The sequence below is a fragment of the Methylobacterium sp. E-016 genome, assembly GCF_022829745.1.
In the GTDB taxonomy this organism is placed as follows: Bacteria; Pseudomonadota; Alphaproteobacteria; order Rhizobiales; family Beijerinckiaceae; genus Methylobacterium.
In genome coordinates this window covers 1-23,674 of the sequence record NZ_JAKSYF010000092.1, presented here as the reverse complement: position 1 = coordinate 23,674, position 23,674 = coordinate 1, and the positions used below count along the sequence as shown (strand labels likewise).

Genomic DNA, 23,674 nt, shown 5'->3' with positions numbered 1-23,674 from the left:
GGTCCGCACGCTGTTTCTACTGAATGCGGTGACGGGTGACGAGTTCACCCAGGCGATCATCGCCCTGAACGCCGCGCGCGCCGCAGGCATCGAACGGGTCGTCTACCTGTCGGTGTTCGATGCCGACCGCGCCGTCAACGTCCCGCATTTCGCGGTGAAGTTCGGGGCCGAGCGCATGCTGGAGGCGATGGGCTTCAGCGCCACAATCCTGCGCCCGAGCTACTTCATCGACAACGAGGTCATGATCAAGGACGTGATCATGAACTACAACGTCTACCCCATGCCGATCGGATCAAAGGGCGTCGCCATGGTCGATGCACGCGATATCGCCGAGGTCGCTGCGATCGAACTGGTCCGCCGCGACCAAGCTCCGGGCAAGCTACCGATCGAGACCATCAACCTCGTTGGTCCCGACACGCTGACCGGCGCAGACGCAGCGGCGATCTGGACCGAGGTACTGGGCCGCCCGGTGACCTATGGCGGCGACGATCCGAGTGGGTTCGAGGCGAACATGGCGACGTTCATGCCGAAGTGGATGGCCTACGAGATGCGCCTGATGGCCGAGCGCTACGTCAGCGACGGCATGATCCCGGAGGCGGGCGACCGCGAACGGCTGACCGGCATCCTCGGGCGCCCGCTGCACACCTACCGTGACTTCGCCGCCGCGCTGGTTGGCTAGGTAACAGCGACTGCCAGGGCAGTCGTATCCTTTGCGGCAATGCTTAGCGAGGGCGAGGCTCCAACCTCGCCCCAAGCCCCCAACGCTGCTGCTTTGAAGTCCGCCATTACCGGCTGATGTCAGCTTCCCCTTGATGCTACCCGGAACCGGTCAGACTGTTTTCCACCCAACCATGTCGTAGAAGTCGACCGACGTCTGGCTCCAAAGCAGACGCCCAGAGCGCAATGGCTCGTCGTCTATCGGGCCATGGCTTCTATTGCGTGGTGCGAGCCACCGAAACGAGTTGCGATGAAGTCCAAGAAGGAACGCAGCTTGGGGGTGATGCGCCGATCCGGGGCGTAGAGGATGTGCATAGGATGCGTCGGGGGCTCGTAGTCCGGCAGCAAGTGGACGAGCCTTCCCGATACGAGGGCGTCCCGGACCAGCGATGCCGGTTGCAGCAGGATGCCCATTCCCGCCTCGGCCAGGTTCAGGAGGGCCTGGCCGTTGTTGACGATGTGCCGGCAGGAGACATCGATGGTGGCCGTACCAGTCGGTCCGAGGAAGGACCACTGGGTCCGCGTCGAGCCGTAGGCGAAGCCGAGGCATTCGTGCCCCCGCAGGTCATCGGGCGTCGCCGACGCGCCTCGTGCCTCGACATAGGCGGGGGCTGCGCAGAGGACCATCCTCATGGGCTGCAGCGACCGGGCGATGAGGCCGCTGTCACCGAGGGGCCCGACGCGGAACACGGCATCGTATCCCTCGTCGATCAGGTCGACCGTCCGGTCCGCGAGCGACAACTCGACCTCAACCCCGGGATTGGCAGCTAGATACCCTGGAAGCACCAGGGCCAGTTCATGGGCTCCGAACGTGACCGGGGCATTCACCCGGATACGCCCGCGCGGGATGGCCAGGCTCTCCGCCGCCAGGGCCTCCGCCAGGATGGTCCGCACCCGTTCGTGGAAGGCACGTCCCATCTCGGTGACGCTCTGGCGGCGGGTGGTACGGTTGATGAGCTTGACCCCAAGGTGATCTTCCAGGGTCCGCACGTGCTTGCCGACCATCTGGGACGACATCGAGAGCGCGTCGGCGGCGGCCGAGAAGGACCCTGCCTCGACGGCCTTGGCGAAGATGGCCATGCTCGCGAGCCGGTCCATGATTTGAAACCTGTTGTTTCAAGTGCGTGCGTGGAATGGCGATTTATCCATCGGACGCCATGCCTCACAACCCCTCCAACGCCCACGGGGCGGCGTATCGGAGGTTAAGCACATGACCGTCGCGATCATCGGCACCGGCAACATGGGAAGCGGCATGGCCCGGCTTCTCGCTTCAAAGGGCATCGACGTCACCATCGGTCATCGGGACCCCGCCAAGGCCGCCGCTCTCGCCAGCGAGATCGGTCCTCGCGCCCAGGGCGGGGGTACGCAGGCCGTTGCGAAGCTCGCCGACATTGTCGTCCTGGCGGTGAACTACGGCTCGGCCGGAGAGGCCCTGAAGGGGACAGGCGACCTTACCGGGAAGATCGTCGTCGACATCTCGAACCCGATCACCCCGGACTACAAGGCGCTCACAGTCGGGCACACCACATCCGCCGCCGAGGAGATCCAGAAGCTGGTTCCGGGCGCGAGGGTCGTGAAGGCCTTCAACACGATCTTCGCCCAACTGCTGCCCGCCGAGGCGCGCGAGGGCCGGGAGGTGCAGGTCTTCGTCGCCGGCGACGACGAGGCCGCCAAGGAGGCAGTCTCCGCCCTGGCATCTTCCGTCGGGTTCACCCCTGTCGATGCTGGCGCGCTGAGCAACGCCCGCTACCTGGAGCCGGTCGGCGAGATCAACATCCACTTCGGGTTCTTCCTCGGCTGGGGAACTTCAGCGGCCCCGGCCTGGATCAAGGCGGCCTGAGTCGCTCCTGGCCTTCCATTCACGGAGTCTGTCATGTCACGCATCGTACGCTTCCACGAGATCGGTGGTCCCGAGGTCCTCAAGGTCGAGGATGTCGAGGTGCCCGCCCCCAAGGCCGGCGAGGTCCAGATCCGGGTGAAGGCCATGGGCCTGAACCGGGCCGAGGTCATGTTCCGTACCGGCCAGTACGTCACCCAGCCGACCTTTCCCGCCACCACCGGCTACGAGGCCGCGGGCCTCGTCGAGAAGATCGGCCCTGGCGTCGAAGGCTTCTCGGTCGGCGACAAGGTCAGCGTCGTGCCCTGCTTCATGCTGGGCGAATACGGCCTGCACGGCGAACTCGTGAATGCTCCGGCCTTCGGCGTGGTGAAGCACCCGGAGAGCCTGTCCTGGGAGGACGCCGCAGCGACCTGGATGATGTTCGTCACGGCCTACGGCGCCTTGGTCAACATCGCCAAGATGCGAAAGGGCGACGTGGTGTTGATCCGGGCGGCCTCGTCGAGCGTTGGGCTTGCCGCCATCCAGGTCGTCAACATGCTCGGCGGTGTCTCCGTCGCGCTCACGCGGGGTAGCTCGAAGCGGGAGACGCTTCTCGCAGCGGGGGCCCAGCACGTCATCGCCACGTCCGAGCAGGACCTCGTCGCCGAGGTCAGGAGGATCACCGACGGCAAGGGCGCCCGCATGGCTTTCGACCCGGTCGGGGGGCCCGAGGTGCCGAAGATCCTCGATGCGCTCTCGCACTTGGGCATCTTCTTCCAGTACGGCGCCCTCGACGTTGCCGACGTGCCGGTGCCGGTTCTGTCGCTCCTCGGGAAGAACCTCACCATCCGGGGCTACCAGCTCTTCGAGATCACGACGGACCCGGAACGGCTGGAGCAGGCCAAGGCCTTCATCGTCGAGGGGTTGGCCTCGGGCGCACTGAAGCCCGTCATCGCACAGACCTTTAAGCTCGATGAGATCGTGCAGGCGACCCGCTTCATGGAAAGCAACGAGCAGGTCGGGAAGATCGTGGTGACGGTCTGAGTGGCCGACACTGAACTAATCATCGGAAACGGCCTCACTCCGGCGAGGCCGTTTTGCACGTCCGCAATTGCTGTCGAGTTGATTGAAAGCAGCCCTTCCGCTGGCCACCCATGCCGGTCGTACCAATGGCCGTCGACGCCTTCCGGAAGCGGTCATTTGTCGGTCATCCGGCAACCTCGGCTCAAGGAGGTAAGCGGGCCGTGACCCTTCGGTCCGAGAGACTACGCCAACTGTACATCCATCCACGATGCTTGCCGGTGTTCCGCGACGGCTTACGCTTCGCCGGCCGCTATAGCCCGCATGGTCCGCGGCGCATGCGGAGGCCCGCGATCCTCAGTCCCATGCACCGTCATGCACCCGTGCGGCTTCCTCTTCGAGCATGCGTTCGATGACCTTAATCACAGCTTGACCAATCAGAAGCGAAACATGCTAATTGTCGCCATCGGTGATGGATATCACCCGGCCGTGATAAATGATCGATCAAAAGGCAATCTATTCTATTCCTTTCAATCAACTAACCATCAAATCGTCAGAAATTGATGAAAATTCGTTTCAGTGGCAGGCAATATTTGTAGTAATATGATATTAGATATGATCAAATGACAAAATTCAAAACAAGGATTGGATGTAGGATTACCTCAATTCAACCCACGTCGAGGCGTGATGCAGCATGCACTGACCCGAAAGCTGGAAGGCTTCGAGGACCTGTCGGATGACGATCGTCGGGCCCTGGATGGCTTGGTGTCGCGCATCCAAGAGGTTGGTCCACGCGTCGATCTGATCCAAGAGGGTGGCGAACCCGAGAATGTTCATCTGATCCTCGACGGCCTCGCCTGCCGCTACAAGGTGCTGCCGGACGGCAAACGCCAGATCATGTCCCTCTTGGTTCCAGGAGATTTCTGCGACCTGAACGTGTTCATCCTCGACCAAATGGACCACAACATCGGCACGATCTCCCGGTGTCAGGTCGTCGACATACCGCGTCGGGCGATCGAGGAGATCACCGGGTCCCATCCTCAGATTACACGGGCCCTCTGGTGGTGCGCCCTCGTCGACGAGGCGGTGCTGCGCGAATGGCTAGTCAACCTCTTTGGCCGTGCCCCGGAGCAGCGGATCGCTCACCTTCTCTGCGAGCTGCTGGTCCGGCTCGATGTAGTCGGAAAGGTGACTAACGACAGCTACGCCTTCCCGTTCACGCAGGTCGAGCTTGCGGACGCGATAAGCTTGTCCGCCGTCCACGTGCACCGCACGCTGCGAGAGCTTCGTGACCTCGGCCTCATCACGATCAAACAGCGCGTTCTGACGATCCACGATGTCGAGCAACTGAAGGCGTTCTGCCGGTTCACGCCGAACTACCTCCACCTCAAGAACACCCGCTGGGGCGCACGCCGGAGCGAGCCGTGGCTGAACCAGCTCAGGGGAAGCTAGGCATGGATGCGCGCGACAACGTCGAGGCGTTGCTCATGTTGCAGCCGATCGCTGTCGACACAGGCAGCCCGAATTGGGAAGGGCGATTGTTTCTTGCCAACGGCATGCTGATCGCCGTGCTGGTGCGTCTCGATACCCCCGAATACGAGGTGGGCACCGGCTGGTTCGTCGAGGCCGCCTTCGGACGGCTTTTCGGGATCTCGGCACCGATCTTCGACACGCTGGAGGAGGCAACACGATGACTGCGACAGCACCGAAAAGCATGACTGAAGTAGCCACGTTGCAGGCCCCCTTCCACTCGGATGCCGCGATACCGTTCCCAGCAAAGCAACAAGCGTCCTCGAACCCGCTGATCCTCAAGCTCGAACACGCCTGCGCTCTCGATGAGACCGACAAAGCCGCGCTGCGGGCCCTCTCGACCACAACCCGGAAGTTCGAGGCCGATCGCGATCTCTGTCGTGAGGGGGACCGCCCTGAGACCGTGCATCTCGTCGTGGAAGGCCTCGCGTATCGCTACAAGATCCTGCCCGACGGCAAGCGCCAGATCCTGGGCCTGCTGCTCCCGGGGGACTTCTGCGACCTGCACGTGGCGATCCTGGCGCGGCGCGACCACAGCATCGGCACTTTCACACCTTGCGATGTGACGGAGATCCCGCGCACGACGATCGTCGACCTGATCACGACACAGCCTCATATCGCGCATGCCTTCTGGTGGGCCACCCTCGTCGACGAGGGGATCATGCGCGAGTGGATGGCCAGCATGGGCCAGCGACAAGCGGCCAAGATGGTGGCGCATCTCTTTTGCGAACTGCTGGTCCGCTTGCAGGCTGTCGGCCGTGCGACGGCGAGCAGCTACGAGCTACGGATGACGCAGAACGAGCTTGCTGACGTGTTCGGGATCACAGTCGTGCATCTCAACCGCACGCTGCGCGATCTGCGCGCCGAAGATCTGATCGTGCTAAAAAGCGGGCGGCTTGACATCCCTGACGTTGCGCGCCTGAAAGGCTTCTGCGGCTTCAACCCCAACTACCTGCACTTCGATCTTCGCTCAGCAGAAGCTTAAGCTGGATTGAAGCCATGCGGGAAGCTGAAAGCGACGAAAGTAGCTCTACAGCTTACGTGCCTCCATCGTGACTCTAGCATTCATGATGGGATCCCCATAGGCATCGTGAGCGTTCGCGGTGAAAACGGTTCTACCTTTATTCCTGTCTTCATCGTGAAGCATGGTCGCAAGTAGCTGGCGTATATCTTGTGCAAAATCATCGGTTCCAGAAAGTACAAGACCTTCATTCTCATGTGACCGTGCTTTATCTGATGTAGATATGAAATAACTCGGCATGATTGCTTCCGTTCACTGAGTTAAAGTTCAGTTCCAGGCCGGATTTGGCGTGGTGCTACCCCATGAATTTTGGTGAAGCTGGACTGTTCGGGATCGCCTTGGACTTGGCGACCCTACTCCGCATAACTGATGCGGCGACGATGACGACGATCAGGGTCATCATTGCCAAGCCGGCGATGAGGTATTCATTGCCTGGCATGTCAAATACCCACATTAGCTGAGGTCAGGACCTCGATTGCTTGTCTTAGTGCTGTGCGGCGGCATCGCATGGCGGCTGATCCCAAAGGACCTGCCGCCGCGTTCGACCACGTTCGGCTACTTCAGCCGCTAGCGCGACGAGGGGTTGTTTGCTCGTATTAACCACGACCTTGTCATGGCGGACCGCGAGCGTGTCGGACGGGAAGCCTCACCCACGGCTGCGGTGCTCGATATTCAGAGCGTCAAGACCACCGAGAGCGAAGGGCCGTGCGGCTACGACGCCGGAAAAAAGATCGAGGGCCGCAAGCGTCAGGCCCTGATCGACACGGATGGACGCGCTCTCGTCCTCGACCCACAGCCCGCCGACGTGCAGGATCGCGAAGGTGCCGGACCGGTGCTGCGCCTGTCGCGGCGGATCTTCCCGTTCATCGCCAAGGCCTTCGCCGATGCAGGCTATGCCGGCGACAGGCCCGCGACCACAACGATCATCACTGTCGACATCGTGCGCAAACCCAAGGATCAGTCGGCTTTGCCGTGCACCCGCGCAGATGGGTGGTCGAACGCTTCTTTGGCTGGATCAGCCGCAACCGCCGCCTCTGGAAGGACCCGGAGGCGACCCTCGCTTCAGCTCAAGCCTTCCTCTACGCCGCCGCTGTCATGATCCTCGTTCGACGGCTGGGATGCGCCTCATGACTTATCGGACGGACTCTAAAAGAAGCGCAGTTCGTCATGCGAAGTGTCAGTCATTACCTCAGCTAAATAAAATATCTAATACCAATCGGTGATGACGAAGACTCTTGGCGTTCCGTCGCGCGGGCGGATCAGATTCGATGGGTTGGACCGGAGGGTTTGCCATGTCGGCTGCGTTGCCGTTGCGCAAGGACTTCAACGCCGACGCCCTGCGCCGGCTGGTCCGGACGAGCCGGGAGGCTGGCCAGGGCCGCCGACTGCTGGCGCTGGCTTCGATCTACGCGGGCTGCAGTCGCACGGACACGGCCCGGATCGGGGCGGTGGGTCTGCAGACGGTGCGCGATTGGGTCGTGGTCTTCAACGCGCAGGGCCCGGCCGGGCTGATCGACCGCACGGCCCCCGGCGTCCCGCCCAAACTGGACGCGGCACAGCGGCGGGCTCTGGCGCGGGCCATCGAGGAAGGGCCCGAGCCGGACCGGCACGGGGCGGTGCGCTGGCGGCTGAAGGATCTGGCCACCTGGGCCTACGCCAGCTTCGGGATCAGCCTGGACGAGAGCACGGTGGGGCGCACGGTCAAGGCGCTCGGCTTCCGCAAGCTGTCGGTGCGCCCGCGCCACCACGAGCAGGACCCGGCCGCCCTGACGGCGTTCAAGAACCTCCCCGCCGCCGTAGCGGCGATCCGTGCGAAGCTGCCGCTCGGGACCGCCATAGAACTGTGGTGGCAGGACGAGGCGCGCGTCGGCCAGAAGAACACCCTGCCGCGACGCTGGGCGCGGCGCGGAACGCGGCCGTCTGCGCCCAAGGACCAGCGCACGGCCTGCGCCTACATCTTTGGGGCGATCTGCCCCGAGAAGGGCAAGGGCGCCGGTCTCGTCCTATCCCGCTGCGACAGCGAGGCGATGAACCTAACCCTCATCGAGATCAGCCGCTGCGTCGCGCCCCGCGCCCACGCCGTGCTGATGCTCGACGGGGCGGGCTGGCATGTCGCCCACGACCTCGTCGTACCCGCCAACATCACGCTGCTGCCGTTGCCCGCCTGCGCGACCGAACTCACAACGGTTGAGAATGTCTAGCAGTTCATCCGGGACAACTGGCTTGGCGACCGGATCTTCGTCTCCTACGACGACATCGTTGATTGCTGTTACGACGCCTGGAACAGGCTCGTCGCTCAGGCCTGGAAAATCATGTCCCTCGGTCTGAGTTCGTGGGCCTATCGGTCATGATCACCGCCGATTGGCATAAGGTCGTTTGTCTGACTGATTTGAGTAAATTGACATTCTCTCTGCTGACTTTTCTCTACAGCGCGGTCGGGGCCTTTTGACAGTCAAGCTGAGATGCGTACTGGCGGGTCCGCTCGATAAAAAATTCGCCTCTATTTTAGGCGAATTATATTTCAAAGGCCGTAAGTTATTGAGCTAGCACCATTTTTTATATATACTTGATTTATATCTCTAGTTAATAATTAATTTAAAACAGTAAAATGATAGTTCTGGAGAGCTGTTATAATGCTTTAATAAAAAGCAAGAGAAGCCCTAAGATTAGTCAAATGACGCTTCCTCTTCGCCTGAACTTACAGATTATCCATGATATAAAGCTTGTTTTTACACTGCAAGAAGTGCCCGTAACTTCCCTGAAGGATTGTTCGACATGGCTGCCGACACGACCAACAGGTTAATGACCATATTTAGAGGTTTAACCGTCTCCACGGGGGCTGTTCTACTTTTCATGCCTCTCCAAGCTACCGGCGCCGGCGTCGTTTTTGAGAAAGCCGATCCTGCAACGCCGATCATCGCGACACGGGATACAATTAAAAACATAAACTTACTCCATGAGGGAGATAAGCTTAGGCTTGTGTTTTACGAAAGACTGGAGAATGATGAGGACAAGTGGCGTGGCGGCCGCAATGCGGTCCCGAGAGGATTTCATCAGAGATCCGAACTCACTGGTGAATACGTTATTGGCGAGGACGGCACCGTCTCGTTGCCAATGCTCGGCCGATTTCCGGGAGCCGGCCTTACGCAGGATGCGTTCCTGGCGTCACTATCGATGCCTTTCGAGGACCTGATCGGCCGCAAGGGTTTCGTTAATGTCGTAGCGATTGAGCATCGACCTATATATATTGTGGGCCCAGTTAAAAACCCGGGGGCATTCAAGTTCGAGAGCGGCATGACGGTCCTTCATGCGCTCGCTTTGGCCGGTGGACTTCGAGAGAAGGAGCCGGAGGCTTGGCAAAGAATAGAGTTTGGACGCGAGGTCGAGCGGCTGCAACGCAACCTCGACCGAGCTAAACGGCTGATCGCCCGTACTACTGTGCTTCAAGCGGAACGCGACGACGTATCGGTGTCCCAGGGCGACTTGGCATCTCTCGCAGGCAAGGCTGGGGCAGCCGCTCTGGTCGGTGAAGAATCCTGGCAGCGCAACCTCACAACCATGAGCCGAGGTGCTCAGGAGAATGCGCTCAAGACTGCGCTAGTTAACGCGCGTACCGACTTGGCTTCTCGCTCCGATCGACTCGGACCTCTCGATGCCACCATCGCCATGCGCGTCGAGCGGGTTACGGGCATGACGAACCTCGCGGACCGCAACGTCATTGGGCGGCCAGTGCTCATCCAGGCTCAAAGTGAACTTGGTGACGCCCAAGACCGTCGCCAACAGGCCCTTCTAGATCTTGAAGGAGCCCGCAAGCGGGTTGCTGACAGCGAGCGGGATCTCGAAAGGTTTCGCCTAGAAAACAGACTTGAGGTGAGCAAGGTGGCTTCGGTGGCTAAGCGGGAGGCCACCGATACGCTCGACGAGGGTCAAGGTCTCCTTGACGTCGTTAAAGCGCTCTCGTCCGAGCATGGTCCGTCCGATGTCGATGGTGAGCTGGAATATGAGATCGTGCGCAGGAATGCCGGCGGCGCCGTAATTCTTCCAGTATCTCCGACCGCGATCCTTCTGCCAGGGGACCTCGTTCGGCTCAAGCAGCCTGACCGTGCGCCATCTGTTGCTCCTGTCGCGTTCCACTCCGTGCCCGGGAGCGAAGAAAGCTCTGTCCTTTCGCAGACGATACTCGGCCCCAACACCACGGGTAGCCTCCAGTCCATCATCGCGCGTCCGGGAGCACCCGTACTACTATCCCCTGATGCGACCAAGGTGATCCAACCCTCGCCCCCACGGCCCATCTCAACCGTTCATCCGTCGCCTCCCGCAAGGCCGGAAGACGTCAAGGCTGCGCGTTCTATCGCCGGCAACAGCGACAACCGCCAATAATCTCTACCCATCGCCAATGTTCCTGGCCTCGGCCAGACCTGCAATGCCCGACGTCCGAAATAACTGGACGCCGCACCCTCGCGCTCGGAGAAATACAAGATGGACGCTCTCATCAACTCCAAATCCGACTCCCGCGTCGAACATCTCTCAGAAATCATCATACAGGAGGGCGGCCCCGACCTCCTGAGCGTACCTGCGGTCGCCCTGCTCGTACAGCAGCACGTACCAGTCCCCCAGGTGAGTGTCGTAATCCCCACGTTGAACGAAGCAGAGAACCTGAGGTGGCTCCTTCCCCGACTTCCTGACTGGCTCGCCGAAGTCATCATCGTCGATGGGTGTTCGACGGATGCGACAGTCGCCGTTGCTAGGGAACTGAAGCCCGAAGCGAAGATCGTTCTTGAGACCCGACGTGGAAAGGGAGCGGCCCTCCGAGCTGGTTTCGAGGCCGCCACAGGGGATGTCATCGTCATGATGGACGCCGACGGTTCCATGCATCCCGACGAGATCATCCGCTTCGTGGCCGCCTTGATGACAGGAGCCGACTTCGCGAAGGGCTCGCGCTTTATGCAAGGTGCGGGAACCTCCGACATGACGCTGTTCCGACGCACTGGAAACCTAGGACTGACATTGGCCGTGCGCAGCCTCTACGGAAGTTCTTTCAGCGACCTTTGCTACGGCTACCTGGCCTTCTGGCGTTGCCATGTGCCCCTACTGCACTCAGACTGCGATGGTTTCGAGATCGAGACGCTGATCAATATTCGGGCCCTCAAGGGCAAGCTTAAGATCGTCGAGGTCGCGAGCTACGAATCCGACCGCATCCACGGGACCAGCAATCTGCGCGCCATCCCCGACGGCTGGCGCGTGTTGAAGACGATCGTCCGCGAGCGGGTCGGCCGCGGAACGCCTCTTCCCGTCGTGGAGGCCGCCTGAGATGCTCGACCGTCCCGACGGCGCGGAGCGCCCGCTCAAGATCCTCATGGTCAGCGCACGCTACCTCCCCTTCACGGGTGGTACGGAGACCCATGTCCACGAGGTTGGGACGAGGCTGGCCGATGCCGGCCACGCGGTGACGGTCCTGACGGCTGATCCAGACAGCAGCCTCCCGGCCGAGGAGCGCGTCGGGACGATGCAGGTGGTCCGAGTGCGCGCTTACCCCAAGGGCCGGGACTGGTGCCTCGCACCAGGGCTGCTACGGCACGTCGCCGGTCGGGTCGGGCGGGAGAGCGACGTGATCCATATCCAGGGCTACCACACGCTGGCGGCACCGTTCGCCATGCTAGCCGCCAGCCTTCACGGCACCCCGTTCGTGCTCACCTTCCATAGCGGGGGTCATTCCTCGGCGGCGCGCGTACGGGCACGTGGCCTGCAGCAGGCCATCCTCGGACCGCTTGCATCCCGTGCCGCCCAGCTCATCGGCGTGTCAGAATTCGAGGCCGCGCACTTTAGCACGAGCATGGGGATCGACAGGGACCGCTTCGTCGTCGTTCCCAACGGGGCGAGCCTGCCGAAGGCCGATGCGGGGGCAACCCCTTGCCCCGACCGGCCGCTCGTGGTCTCGCTCGGGCGGCTCGAACGCTACAAGGGCCACCACAGGGCCATCGAGGCGTTCGTCCATCTCCGTCGGAAGCATCCCGGCGCACGCCTCCGCATCCTCGGCGAGGGTCCCTACAAGGCCAAGCTGATCGAGATGATCTCGCAGCATGGCCTCTCCGAGGTCGCGACCGTTGGTGCCATCGCGGCGAGAGACCGGGGCGCGATGGCGACGTTCCTCTCGACGGCCTCCCTCGTCGTCCTGCTCAGCGACTACGAGGCTCATCCAGTGGCGGTGATGGAGGCCCTCTCGCTCGGACGGCCCGTCCTAACCAGCGACACGTCCGGCTTCCGCGAGTTGGCGGAGCGCGGCCTAGTCCGTTCCCTGCCGCTCGAAACCCCACCGGAGGCGGTGGCCGCAGCCATGTCCAAACAGATGGCCCACCCAGCCACTGCGGCAGTCTCGCTTCCCAACTGGGACGAGTGCGCCGCCAAGCTCCTGGCGATCTACAGGTGCGTCGTGGCCGGCAAGGGCGCGGCACCCGCCCCCTCCGAGATGCCCGCCATGGATGGCGCTCGGTGAACGCGGCGGCACAGGGCTCCACGCTCGCCCCCGGGCGGGACAGGAAGGGCATCGCCATGGCTCCCTTCCGCGCAGCCCTGCGCCTGATCGGTTGGGGAAGCCCGGCCCTAGTGCATGCGTCGGAAGGCGAAGGCATCTCGTTGCGTCGGACGGCGCTCCTGTCGCTCGGCGCCGGTCTTTCGCTCTGCATCGCCGCCTTCGCGGCCAACGCGAGCCGTACTGGATGGCCGCATGCGGTCGAGACGTTCTACCTCGCCATCGCGCTCTTGTTCCTCCCTTTCGCCATGCGCGCGCTCTCGGCCGGGACGGGACGGACGGAGCAACTTGCCAACCTACTCCTCCTGACCCTCGCCCTGTTCGCCATCAAAATGATCCGCGAGCCGACCGGTTTCATTGATCACGACGAGTTCCTGCACTGGTCGACCGCGAACGGCATCGTCGAGACCGGACGCCTATTCGGCGAGAACCCGCTGCTGCCAGTCAGCCCGCTGTATCCGGGCCTTGAGCTCGCTACCACGGCGCTCACGCACCTCTCGGGACTAAGCGTGTTCGAGGCCGGTTGCATGGTCCTGGCCGTCGCGCGCCTGACGTTCGTGGGCGCGCTGTTCCTGACCTACCAGAGGATATGCGGCAGCGCCCGGATCGCGGCGTGCGGTTGCCTGGTCTACATGGGCGCCTCGACATTCCTCGTCTTCGACGTGCAGTTCTCCTACGAGAGCCTCGCGGTCCCGCTCGTGGCGGCCCTGCTGCTGGCAGACGCCCGCTCCCAAGGCGCGGACCGCGCGCGGCACGTCCTGGTGATCATGCCGGTCCTGTTCGCCGCCCTGGCCGTGACCCATCACATGACGGGGTTCTTCGCTGCCATCCTGTTCAGCGGGCTCGCCGTCCTCGAACTGCTCCGCCGCGGGGTGAGCGGCAAGGCAAGGATCTGGGCGTTCGTCACGGCGGCGCTCTCGGTCACGCCGCCGCTGCTTTGGTCCCACTACGTGGGCAACCCGACGACGGGATACCTCGGCCCCGTGGTCGAGTCCGGCGTGCGCGAGGCACTGAGCATGCTCACCATGTCCATGGGCCGGGTTCCCTTCGTGTCCGAGGACGGTTCCGTCGCCCCGATGTGGCAGCGGCTGGTCACGGTGGGCTCGGTGGGCCTCACCTGCCTCGGGCTGCTCCTCGGTTTCGTGCGCGCACTGTCCATGGCGGGCCTGCCGATGCGCGGCCGGCTGCCGGACGCCCTCTCTGGGATCAGGGACTGGGGCAACAGCCGCCTCCTCCTCCTAACGCTCGTCACCCTCGCCTTCCCGCTCAGCATCGTCTTCCGCCTCACCCGCAGCGGCTGGGAGATCGGCAACCGCATTGGGCCCTTTTCCTTCCTGGGCGTCGGCATCGTTGCCGCCGTCGCGGTCGCCTTCTTCCGCCCCGATGGGGGGTACGGCTCAGTCCGCAGGACGGTCCTCGCGGTAGGTGCCCTCTGCGTCCTCGTGGGCGGCATCATCAGCTCCCAGGGGCCGCGCATCCTGGTGCCCGCCGAGTTCCAGGTCTCCGCGGATTCCGCGTCGGTCGGTCCGATGGGTATTTCGTTCGCGTCGTGGACCAAAGAGTGGATCGGGCCGGGCCATGTCTTCGCGGCCGATCGCATCAATCGCCTATTGCTGGCGACCTACGGCCGTCAGCAGGTCGCGACCAGTCTCCAGGACGGGGTCGACACTGGGCAGGCCATCCTAGCGCCCACACTCGCGGATCCGGATGTTGCAAGGCTGCGGACGGGGGGCGTCGAGTACGTCACGGTCGACCGTCGGCTTTCCACCGGGCTCCCGGTCGTCGGCGTCTATTTCGACGGCGGGGCCAACGACAATTCCTATCGCCGGCCGCCAACCCCGGCCGCGCTGATGAAGTTCGACGAGGCCCCCCGCGTCGGGCGGGCCTTCGACGACGGCTACATCGTCACCTACGACATCCGGAGGCTCGATGCGCAGCGCTGAACGCCTCTCGCGACTAGCCCTCGGACTCCTGACGGTGGCCTGCGCGGCGATCGTCCTCTCCCCCGCCCCCCCATGGGCGCGTGCGCCCTTCGCGCTGCTCCTGGTCCTGTGGCTGCCCGGACGTAGCCTCATCGGGCTGGCCCTTCCGGCCACCGCCTGGGACGCCGAGGCCCGCGTCATTGCGGTCGCGCTCAGCCTCTCCCTCACGGTGGTCACGGGGCTTGCGCTGAACGTCGTGGGGTCCCTCGATGCCCCGGGCTGGGTGCTGTCCCTCGCGGGCATCGCCATCCTGGGTCTCGCCGCAACGCCGTCCGCGGCATCCCGGGACGGCCATGGCGGACGGGGGGGCGCCGCCGGCCGTTCGTGGAGGATCGGTGACCTCGCCATCCTGGCGATCGGGCTCGCGATGGGCGGCGGGGCCCTCGTGTATGCCCGGGAAGGCGCGAACGCCCACGACCAGTACCGCTACACCGAGATGTGGCTGCTCCCTGTCGGACGTGCGCCGGGATCGAGCGCAACCCTGGGCCTGCGCAACGCGGAACGGATCAGGACGAGCTACGACATCGAGGTGCTGGACGGGGGCAAGCTGGTCGACCGCTGGCCCAGGATCGCCCTGGATGCGGGGGAGACGAGGACCATGCCGGTCAATGCCACGCGCGGCCCGGTCCACCGCCGGCTTGAGGCGCGCCTGTTCAAGGACGGCGAACGCGACCGCGTCTACCGCCAGGTCTGGATCGACGTCCCGCCTGAGGCCAACCCAACGACCGTGAGGGATTGATGCGTGTCCTCCTGCTGTCCCAGTTCCACGCTCCCGTCATCGGCGGCGAGGAACGCCACGTCACCTCGCTCGGCGAGGCGCTCGCCGAACGCGGCCACGAGGTAGCCGTGGCCACGCAGCGCCATCCCAGGCGCCCGGACGACCACGTCGAGGGCGGGGTAGCCATCCATGGCCTGCGCGGCACCATGCAGCGCAGCGCGGCCCTGTTCAGCGACGACGAGCGCCGGCACGCACCGCCGTTCCCGGACCCCGAGCTGACCCTCAACCTCGCCCGGCTCGTGCGCGAATTCAGGCCGGACGTGGTCCACGCCCACAACTGGCTCCTACACTCGTACCTCCCGCTGCGTCAGTTTAACGATGCAGCCTTTGTGGTCACGCTGCACGACTACGGCCTGGTCTGCGCCCGCAAGACCCTGATGCGCGGTCCGGAGCCGTGCCCGGGACCGTCGCCGATGCGCTGTTTTCCCTGCGCATCGCAGCACTACGGCAAGGCCGTCGGATCGCTGACCTACGCCGCCAACACGGTGTCGTCCCGGATCGAGCGGCGCCTGGCGGACCGGTTCATCGCGGTCAGCCGCGCTGTGGCCGAGAAGTGCGGTCTGCCCGGCGGCCGCACCCCCTACGAGATCCTGCCGACGTTCATCCCCGACGCGGTGGGCGACCTCGACCCGTCGCCGGATCCCCGCGTCGCCCTGCTCCCGGACGATGGCTATCTGCTCTACGTGGGCGACCTCAACCGCAACAAGGGCGTTTCGGTCCTCCTGAAGGCCTACGCGTCGCTCGGGGACGCCCCGCCCCTCGTGATGATCGGGCGGCGGTGCGCGGACATGCCCGACGAGTTGCCGCCCAACGTCACGGTCTTTGAGAGCTGGCCGCACGCCGCGGTCATGCATGCCTGGAGCCGCTGCCTGTTCGGGATCGCGCCCTCAGTATGGCCGGAGGCATGCGGCACCATCGTGATGGAGGCCCATGCCGTCGGCCGGCCGATGATCGCCAGCGACATCGGCGGGCTCTCGGACCTAGTCGACCCAGGCAAGACGGGGCTCCTTGTCCCTGCGGGGGACGACGTGGCGCTCGCCGACGCGATGTCGACCATGATCCAGGATCCCACCCGCCGCGAGACGATGGCGCTGGCCTGCCGGGCGCGTGCGGAGCTCTTCATGGCGAAGACCATCGTGCCGCGGATCGAGCGGATCTACGACGAGCTCGTCCCACGCCCGACCCCGAGGGCGGAGTGCCAACTCTCCCCCGTTGGAACCTGAGGCCGCCATGCACGACGAACCCATCCCGAGCGCCAGCGTGGTGATCTGCTGCTACAGCGACGGCCGCTTCGCCGACGTCGTCGCCGCCGTGCGGTCCATCCAGGCCCAGGTCCCGTCCGCACCCGAGGCGGTGGTCGTGGTGGACCACAACCCGGCGCTCCGATCGCGCCTCGAAGCCGTCCTGCCGAGGACGCACCTGATCGAGAACAAGGGACCGAGGGGGCTGTCTGGCGCTCGCAACGCCGGCATCGCGGCCACGAGGGGCGAGATCGTCGTCTTCCTCGACGACGACGCCGTGGCGGCGCCCGAGATGGTCCTGCGCATGGCCGAGGCATCGTGCGACCCTGCGGTCCTGGGCGTGGCAGGACGCATCGTGCCCCGGTGGGACGGGGGCGCGCCGTCCTGGTTCCCTGACGAGTTCCTGTGGGTCGTCGGCTGCACCTACGCCGGGCATCCGTCGGGCACGGTCCGCAACCCCATCGGCGCGGCCATGGCCGTCCGCCGCTCCGTCTTCGCGACGGTCGGGGGCTTCGACACCCGGATGGGCCGCACCCACGCCGCACTGCCGCTGGGATGCGAGGAGACGGAACTCGCGATCCGCGCGGGCAAGGCGATCCCGGGGGGGCGATTCGTGCACGTACCGGAAGCCTCCTGCCTCCATCGGGTGCCGGACGGGCGGGGAACGTGGGGCTACCTCGCGACTCGATGCTGGGCGGAGGGCACCTCGAAGGCCGTCCTTTCACGGGTCGTCGGGACAGGGCAGGCCCTGTCCTCTGAGCGCGCCTACGTCCGCAGCGTGCTCCCGGCGGGTATCGCCAGCGGCCTCCGCCGGGCCCTGCGCGGCGACGCGGCCGGGATCGGACGCGCGGCTGCCATCGTCGTTGGGTTCTCGTTCACGGCGGCCGCCTACGCCGCGGGTCGCGCCGGGCAGGCGCTGTCCCGAGGCCCGGGATCCGCCGCGGTCCCCGCGCCGGAAAGACTTTCATGAGCCGCTCAGCCCCGGCGCCGGACATGGGACTTGCGGGCCTGCGCGGTCTAGTCGTGCGGAACGCGTCCCTGCTGCTCAACGCTGGCGCGCTGGCGTTCGGCACCATCGTCACTGCCGTCCTCGGGTTCGCCTACTGGTTTGTGGCGGCGCGGTCCTTCACGCCCGAGGCGGTGGGCGTCGCCGCGGCCGCGGTCTCCATGATGAGCCTTCTCGCCCAGGCCGGTGAGACCGGGCTTGGGCCGATGCTCATCGGTCATGTCCCGCGACGTCCCCAGGACGCGGGCGCCCTCATCTCCACCGCCCTAGCGGCGGCGGCCATCGGCTGCGTCGCCGTAGGGCTCTGCTACGGCGGCCTCGCCCAGCTCCTCCCCATCGGCATGGGCGACCTGCTCGCTGGAGCTTCGGGCTGCATCCTGTTCGCCGCCGGCGTCGGCGTGACCGGGATATCCCTCGTCGTGGACCAGGCTTTCGTCGGCCTGATGCGAAGCGCGACGGCGATGTGGCGCGGCATCGGCTTCGCGGCGGGCAAGCTCGCGATGCTTTGCCTCGTAGCATGGCTCGTTGCTGGCGCCACTGGCGCGGACATCCTGGCCACCTGGATACTGGCCCAGGCCGCGTCGCTCTTAGTCCTCGCGGGCTCGATCCGGTTCCGGCACGGGACACAGGGAAGAGCATGGGCCCGCCCGAGCCTGACTATGCTGCGGCCCCTCGCCGGCGACATACTCGGGCACCATGCCGTCAACGTGGCGCTCCAGGTGCCGAGCCTCGCGCTCCCGCTCGTCGTGACCGTCGTGCTCTCCGCCGAGACGAACGCGGCCTTTTACGCCGGGTGGGCCGTGCTCAACGTCGCCTTCCTCGTGCCGGCCAGCCTCGCCACAGTCGTCTACTCGTCGGGGTCCGGCGATCCCGCGAGGATCGCCCCCGGCCTTAGGCTCTCCCTCGGGATCTCTGCGCTCACCGGCCTCGTCGCCGGCCTGGCGTTCCTCCTCGCCTCGCAGGCGATCCTCGGCCTGTTCAGCCCCCGGTACCCCGAGCTCGCCGGGACGAGCCTGTCACTTCTCGGGTTCGGAGCTCTGGCCGTCGGCGTCAAGTACCATTTCGTCGCCGTCGAGCGCCTGCGCGGACGCCTCGGGCCGGCCGCGATGGTCCTCGCTGCCGGCGGCACGCTGGAGCTCGCTGGCGCCGTCCTCGGCGCGCGGTACGGCGGCCTCACCACCCTCGTCCAGGGATGGCTCGCGGCGGCCTGCCTCCAGGCGGTCGTCATGGCGCCCGCGATCCTGCAGTCGGCGTTCCCGGCCGTCGCCGAGGCGGACGCCGCCCCTTCCCTGCACCCCCAGCGATAGGAACTCTCATGGCCAGATCGCGCACGACAGCACGGATGCTGCTCCTAGCCGGCCTCCTAGCCAGCCTCCTCGAAGGCCCCATCGCCACGCCCGCCCTGTCGGCGGAGGGGGCGGGGAAAGGTTTCGTCTCGCGGGAGGGGACAGGGTTCGTCCTCGACGGCAAGCCGTTCCGTGTCGCGGGCGTGAACAACCACTATCTCGCCTTCGGCTCGCGGGAGGAGGTGACGCGGGTGCTCGACGACGCCGTGGCGATGGGGGCCAACGTCGTCCGGACCTTCATCCAGCCGGTCATCGGCTCGCCTGACGGCTCGGTCCCGACGATCTGGAACTGGAAGTCCGAGGCCGACGCCAGCGACCTCGGCACGCGCGGGGCCTACGTCATGTCCTGGGACAAGGCCGCCGGCCGCGTCGCCTTCAACGACGGTCCCGACGGCCTGGCGCGGATGGACTTCGTCCTTGACGAGGCGCGCAGGCGCGACCTGAAGCTCATCGTCGCGCTCGTTGACTTCTGGGGCTACACTGGGGGCGCCCAGCAGATGTCGGCCTGGCACGGAAGCCGGGACAAGTACATGTTCTTCGGCGCGAGTCCGGAGACGCGCCGAGACTACAGGGACTGGGCCACCCACGTCCTGACGCATGTGAACGCCATCAACGGGAAGGCCTATCGCGACGACCCCACGGTGATGGCGTGGGAGCTCGCCAACGAGCCCGACATCCACCCGCTGCCGAACCTGGTCGCCTGGGTCAGGGAGATGTCCGGGCACGTCAAGTCTGTCGACCCCGCCCACCTTGTCGCCACCGGGCACGCCAATATGGCGGTCCCGTTCGCCGACCTGGAGCCCGACACCGTCGATTTCGGGACGTGGCATGGCTACGCCTCCTACGCCAAGATGACCCATTCCGACTTCGACGCCCTGATCCGGCGCAACTGCCGGTTCGCCGAGGAGCGGGGCAAGCCCATCCTCCTTGAGGAGTTCGGTGTCCCCCGGTCCGACCCGGGGCAGGCGGACGCCTACAAGACCTGGCTCGCGACCATCGCGGCCTCCCCGGCCTGCCCGGGCTGGGTGGTCTGGCGGCTCGTGTCGAAGCAGGACAGCGGCCGCTACCCGGAGGACGCCCATGACAAGTTCGACGTCCGCAACGACGGCGGCAGTACCTGGGATGTCCTGAAGGACGCAGCAGCCGCCGCCGGCGAGGCATCCAGGCGGCGCGCGGACGCGACGGCGCGATGAGGAGGGCCGTCGCCATCGTCGAGCACGCTATCGGGGTGGGCGCCGAGGCCGCGCCGTCCCCGGCCGTTTCGCCGCCGGGGTGGTGGTCCGCCTACCGGGCCGACTTCGCCCGGTACCGCGAGATGCGTCCGGGGACAACTACGCTCGTCCTCGTCCTGACCGAGCAGGGACTATGGGCGCTGCTGCAGTACCGGGCGGCGGCGGGCATCTATAGGTCTCGGCTGTTCGGTCCGCTCAAGCGGGCCGTCCTGCTCGGGGCCGGCATCGCGCAGAAGCTTATCGAGATGACCACCGGCATCTCCCTGCCCTACCGTGCCCGCATCGGCCCCGGGCTCTACATCGGGCACTTCGGGAACATCATCGTCCATGAGGACGCCGTCATTGGCGACACCTGCAACATCTCGCAGGGCGTGACGGTGGGCACCTCCGGCCGTGGCTCGAGACGCGGCGCGCCCGTGATCGGCAACCGCGTCTACGTGGCCACCAACGCGGTCGTAGCCGGTCGCATAGAGGTCGGGGATGACAGCGTGGTGGGCGCGAACTCCCTCGTCACCCGGGACGTCCCGGCCGGAAGCACGGTCCTCGGCGTCCCGGCGCTCATCGTAGGGCATCGCGGGTCTGCGGCCTACCTCGTTCCGCACCCCGGACCCATCCAGCATTGAGACGCGCCGTCCCGGCACCGCCTCCCACGCACAGGACGTAACCAGCCATGTACTTCGAACGCGACGCGACCCGCGAGACGACCCTCGAAGAGGCCAAGACCCTCTCGCCCGAGGTTGCTGAGGCGAACCTGACGATCCACCCCTACGTGATGTGCGGGGGATCGGGCACCCGGTTGTGGCCCCTGTCCCGGACATGCATGCCCAAGCAGTTCGTCTCCCTCGTGGAGGGTGATCCGACTACCTTCCAATCCACGGTCCTTCGCGTCGCCGGCGCGTGCGGCTTCGGGCGTCCCACGGTCGTCGCACCCGTCGCCAACAGACACGTCGTGGTCGAACAGATGCTCGCGGTGGGGGCGTGGGCCGACGTGATCCTCGAACCCGAGGGGCGCGATTCCTGCGCGGCGGTGGCCGTGGCCGCCCTGCATGCTTTCCGCCTCGCCCCCGAGGCCGTGGTGCTCGTCATGTCAGCGGACCACTTCGTCGACGACGTGACCGGGTTCGTCCGCGCATGCACCGAGGCCGCTGTCCTCGCTGGCGAGGGCCATGTTGTCGTCTTCGGCACAGCCCCCGACCGGGCCGCGCCGGAGTTCGGCTACATCCTCCCGGGCGAGACGATCGGCGCCGGCCCCGCCGCGCGGGTTGCACGATTCTTTGAGAAGCCGGATGCCGCCAGGGCCACCGCGCTGGCCTCCGACGGCGCCCTCTGGAACGCGGGCTACTTCCTGTTCCGGGCCGACGTTATGATCGAGGAGATGGACCGGCACGTCCCCGAGGTGATGGGCGCGGTCCGGGCGGCCCTGGACGGCGCCATCGCCGAGCGCGACGCGCTGAGCCTCGGCACGGCCGGGTTCGCTGACGCCCCCAAGCTGTCGTTCGACCGGGCGGTGATGGAGGCGACGGGTCGCGCCGTCGTGTTCCCAATTGGCTTCCGTTGGCTCGACATCGGGACGTGGGGGTCGCTCTGGGACGCCTCCGCCAAGGACGGGAACGGCAACGCCCTGCACGGACGCGTCCATGCCCGCGAGACGCGCGACAGCATCGTGCGCAGCCAGGGCGGCCTACTCACCGCGGTGCTAGGGCTTGAGGGGGTGGTCGTCGTCACCACCGACGACGCCGTGCTGGTCACAACGCGCGAGCGGGCGGGAGAGGTGAAGGAACTAGTGGGTGCGCTCCGGGCGGAGTCCTCGCCTGAGACCGACGACCACCTGCGAATGCACCGCCCGTGGGGCTGGTACCAGCGCATCGACGTCGGCGCGCGCTTCCAGGTCAAGCGGATCATGGTGAGACCGAAGGGGCGTCTCTCGCTCCAGAAGCACCATCACAGGGCCGAGCACTGGGTCGTGGTGCGCGGGACGGCCGAGGTGACCGTCGACGGGATCGTGACCCTCGTACACGAGAACGAGTCTGTTCAATTACCCATCGGCTGCGTTCATCGCCTCGCGAACCCCGGGAAGATCTCACTGGAACTCGTTGAGATTCAAGTTGGCAGCTACACAGGAGAAGATGATATCGTTCGCTTCGACGACGATTATGGACGTTGACCACGAATAAAGCACACAATTTTTTGTAAGAAAGTTGCCCATGCGGATCCGTCATGAACTATGCACGGGCTGTGATGCCTCTTTTACTGTCTTTGATGGAGAATGCGTTGTTGCTCGCCTTGACCCGGACACCCCGCGAGGGACCTGCAAGACACAGGGTTTCAAGAACGGGCAGGGTTGCCCCATTCTTCGTGCGTCAGCGAATCTTCCGCTGAGCAACATCAAGTCTAGCTCTACTCAATTAACGGAAAAGGATAGGCGCGTTTTCTCGGTGCTAACGAGGGAGTTCGCTACGCCGACAGATATCGCCTCACGCGCAAAGCTTCCCACCCGGATTCGGGCAAATTTAGCCACCGAGATATGCATACGCTTGGCGCGATATGGCCTTGTGGAAGGTCAAGTTACAGGAGAGAAGCGTCTATGGCGCTTACGAAATAGTTGATTTTCGCTCTTGGATGCTCCCTAGCAAGTTGATCCGATAAAGTGATGCAGAGGGCAATGGCAGGCAATGATAGGATCAGGTCTACGGTTTGGAAAATTCACACGCATCGCCACGCTACTGCGCCGTTATACTGGGTACGAGCGGTGAGGTCCTCGGGATGGCAAGGTTGAACGTGGAGGATGATCCAAGCGCGATTGTCAAAGCCAAAGCCATCGTAGGCGGCCACACAGTTGAGTTATGGGACGGTGTACGTTTTATTGAGATCTTCCCGTCAGTCGATTAGATCACATTGATGCTGTTTGTTTGATTAAGCCCAGGGCTGGCAATAGCACAACGCGATGTTGAAGGGCGACTAAGTGCTGATGCATATATTGATCCGGCAAGCGGAGGCCAACGACGCTTCAAGCTCGCCTGATCGGGCTCACGCCTTGACGATCAGCGACAGTGTGCATCCTCAAAATAGCCTTGACTGTCGTACGCTCTTAAAGCATGTCGTGGCTCCAATGTAAGTCGTAGCCGACGCTGCCGTTGCTCCAAAGCTCCGCAACGTCGGAATAGACCGCTCCTGTGCCGGCAGAGCTGATGCTCGCATGCGCATTGCCGACGGCGTGATCATCGAATTTGAGATCCGTGAGGTATAGATTGCGGTCATGCCCATGGCCGTCATTGGCGTCGTTGATGAACTGGAATGTGACGTTTGACGCTGCGGAGAAATCGCCGGTGAGGTTCACCACGTCCCAAGCGCCGGCAGCGTGACTGGCGTGAGCGGTCTGGACGCCGCCCACCTGGGCGCCATCGACCTTCACCACGAACTGCGCATCCTCACCGTAGGCATCCTGCGCCACGC

General features: G+C 64.9%; 20 protein-coding genes and 2 pseudogenes. 19 read left to right on the top strand and 3 right to left on the bottom strand.

From position 1 onward, the window contains the following. The coding region (locus tag MKK68_RS12045) for an NmrA family NAD(P)-binding protein (protein WP_244030475.1) at nucleotides 1–679 on the top strand (679 nt) is incomplete at its 5' end. 236 nt (nucleotides 680–915) lie between these two features. Here MKK68_RS12045 and MKK68_RS12040 read toward each other — a convergent pair. Continuing rightward, a complete protein-coding gene (locus tag MKK68_RS12040) occupies nucleotides 916–1,815 on the bottom strand; it encodes a LysR family transcriptional regulator (protein WP_244030473.1) in 900 nt (299 codons plus the stop codon). A gap of 22 nt (nucleotides 1,816–1,837) precedes the next feature. Between MKK68_RS12040 and MKK68_RS12035 the strand changes: the two genes are divergently transcribed. The 5 genes from MKK68_RS12035 to MKK68_RS12015 all read left to right on the top strand — a co-directional run bounded on the left by MKK68_RS12035 (nucleotide 1,838) and on the right by MKK68_RS12015 (nucleotide 6,071). Continuing rightward, nucleotides 1,838–2,557: an NADPH-dependent F420 reductase gene (locus MKK68_RS12035; RefSeq protein WP_313899227.1), complete on the top strand. Its 720-nt coding sequence runs from the start codon at nucleotides 1,838–1,840 to the stop codon at nucleotides 2,555–2,557. Nucleotides 2,558–2,590: 33 nt separating this feature from the next. Further along, nucleotides 2,591–3,580 (top strand): zinc-dependent alcohol dehydrogenase family protein, encoded by a 990-nt coding sequence (locus MKK68_RS12030; RefSeq protein ID WP_244030470.1) that lies wholly within the window; start codon nucleotides 2,591–2,593, stop codon nucleotides 3,578–3,580. A gap of 663 nt (nucleotides 3,581–4,243) precedes the next feature. Further along, the gene (locus MKK68_RS12025; protein ID WP_244030468.1) at nucleotides 4,244–5,008 is read left to right on the top strand and encodes a Crp/Fnr family transcriptional regulator; all 765 of its coding nucleotides are present in this window, start codon (nucleotides 4,244–4,246) and stop codon (nucleotides 5,006–5,008) included. A 2-nt stretch (nucleotides 5,009–5,010) separates the two neighbouring features. After that, complete coding sequence (locus MKK68_RS12020; RefSeq protein WP_244030466.1) at nucleotides 5,011–5,250, top strand: hypothetical protein; 240 nt, start codon at nucleotides 5,011–5,013, stop codon at nucleotides 5,248–5,250. After that, nucleotides 5,247–6,071 carry a Crp/Fnr family transcriptional regulator gene (locus tag MKK68_RS12015; protein WP_244030464.1) on the top strand — a complete coding sequence of 275 codons (825 nt, stop codon included), beginning with the start codon at nucleotides 5,247–5,249 and terminating at the stop codon, nucleotides 6,069–6,071. The genes MKK68_RS12020 and MKK68_RS12015 overlap by 4 nt, the downstream gene beginning before the upstream one ends. 45 nt (nucleotides 6,072–6,116) lie before the next feature. Here the strand turns inward: MKK68_RS12015 and MKK68_RS12010 are convergent, their stop codons facing one another. Continuing rightward, nucleotides 6,117–6,347 (bottom strand): hypothetical protein, encoded by a 231-nt coding sequence (locus tag MKK68_RS12010; RefSeq protein ID WP_244030462.1) that lies wholly within the window; start codon nucleotides 6,345–6,347, stop codon nucleotides 6,117–6,119. 373 nt (nucleotides 6,348–6,720) lie between these two features. Between MKK68_RS12010 and MKK68_RS12005 the strand changes: the two are divergent. From MKK68_RS12005 to MKK68_RS11945, 13 genes and pseudogenes are all read left to right on the top strand, one after another. Next, a pseudogene (locus tag MKK68_RS12005) lies at nucleotides 6,721–7,238 on the top strand (transposase). Between the two features lie 161 nt (nucleotides 7,239–7,399). Then, nucleotides 7,400–8,458: pseudogene (locus MKK68_RS12000) on the top strand (IS630 family transposase). 424 nt (nucleotides 8,459–8,882) lie between these two features. Then, nucleotides 8,883–10,487 carry a polysaccharide biosynthesis/export family protein gene (locus tag MKK68_RS11995; protein WP_244030460.1) on the top strand — a complete coding sequence of 535 codons (1,605 nt, stop codon included), beginning with the start codon at nucleotides 8,883–8,885 and terminating at the stop codon, nucleotides 10,485–10,487. A gap of 99 nt (nucleotides 10,488–10,586) precedes the next feature. Then, a complete protein-coding gene (locus MKK68_RS11990) occupies nucleotides 10,587–11,417 on the top strand; it encodes a glycosyltransferase family 2 protein (protein ID WP_244030456.1) in 831 nt (276 codons plus the stop codon). Between the two features lies 1 nt (nucleotide 11,418). After that, nucleotides 11,419–12,600 carry a glycosyltransferase family 4 protein gene (locus MKK68_RS11985; RefSeq protein ID WP_244030455.1) on the top strand — a complete coding sequence of 394 codons (1,182 nt, stop codon included), beginning with the start codon at nucleotides 11,419–11,421 and terminating at the stop codon, nucleotides 12,598–12,600. A gap of 56 nt (nucleotides 12,601–12,656) precedes the next feature. After that, on the top strand, nucleotides 12,657–14,579 hold the full coding sequence (locus MKK68_RS11980) for a hypothetical protein (RefSeq protein ID WP_244030454.1): 1,923 nt from the start codon (nucleotides 12,657–12,659) through the stop codon (nucleotides 14,577–14,579). After that, nucleotides 14,566–15,357, top strand: a complete 792-nt coding sequence (locus tag MKK68_RS11975; RefSeq protein ID WP_244030451.1) for a DUF1616 domain-containing protein — start codon at nucleotides 14,566–14,568, stop codon at nucleotides 15,355–15,357. The genes MKK68_RS11980 and MKK68_RS11975 overlap by 14 nt, the downstream gene beginning before the upstream one ends. Continuing rightward, nucleotides 15,357–16,619 carry a glycosyltransferase family 4 protein gene (locus tag MKK68_RS11970; protein WP_244030450.1) on the top strand — a complete coding sequence of 421 codons (1,263 nt, stop codon included), beginning with the start codon at nucleotides 15,357–15,359 and terminating at the stop codon, nucleotides 16,617–16,619. Before MKK68_RS11975 ends, MKK68_RS11970 begins: the two co-directional genes overlap by 1 nt. A 7-nt stretch (nucleotides 16,620–16,626) precedes the next feature. Beyond that, on the top strand, nucleotides 16,627–17,607 hold the full coding sequence (locus MKK68_RS11965) for a glycosyltransferase family 2 protein (protein WP_244030448.1): 981 nt from the start codon (nucleotides 16,627–16,629) through the stop codon (nucleotides 17,605–17,607). Next, a complete protein-coding gene (locus MKK68_RS11960; protein WP_244030447.1) occupies nucleotides 17,604–18,950 on the top strand; it encodes a lipopolysaccharide biosynthesis protein in 1,347 nt (448 codons plus the stop codon). Before MKK68_RS11965 ends, MKK68_RS11960 begins: the two co-directional genes overlap by 4 nt. Before the next feature lie 8 nt (nucleotides 18,951–18,958). After that, a complete protein-coding gene (locus MKK68_RS11955; RefSeq protein WP_244030446.1) occupies nucleotides 18,959–20,182 on the top strand; it encodes a glycoside hydrolase 5 family protein in 1,224 nt (407 codons plus the stop codon). Then, nucleotides 20,179–20,844, top strand: coding sequence for a serine O-acetyltransferase (locus MKK68_RS11950; protein ID WP_244030445.1), 666 nt, complete (start codon nucleotides 20,179–20,181; stop codon nucleotides 20,842–20,844). Before MKK68_RS11955 ends, MKK68_RS11950 begins: the two co-directional genes overlap by 4 nt. Before the next feature lie 47 nt (nucleotides 20,845–20,891). Continuing rightward, entirely contained in the window at nucleotides 20,892–22,385 is a 1,494-nt protein-coding gene (locus MKK68_RS11945; RefSeq protein WP_279605318.1) for a mannose-1-phosphate guanylyltransferase/mannose-6-phosphate isomerase, read from the top strand. A gap of 924 nt (nucleotides 22,386–23,309) precedes the next feature. Here MKK68_RS11945 and MKK68_RS11940 read toward each other — a convergent pair. Then, nucleotides 23,310–23,674 (bottom strand): carbohydrate-binding domain-containing protein (locus MKK68_RS11940; RefSeq protein ID WP_279605317.1); only part of this gene is annotated, 365 nt, incomplete at its 5' end.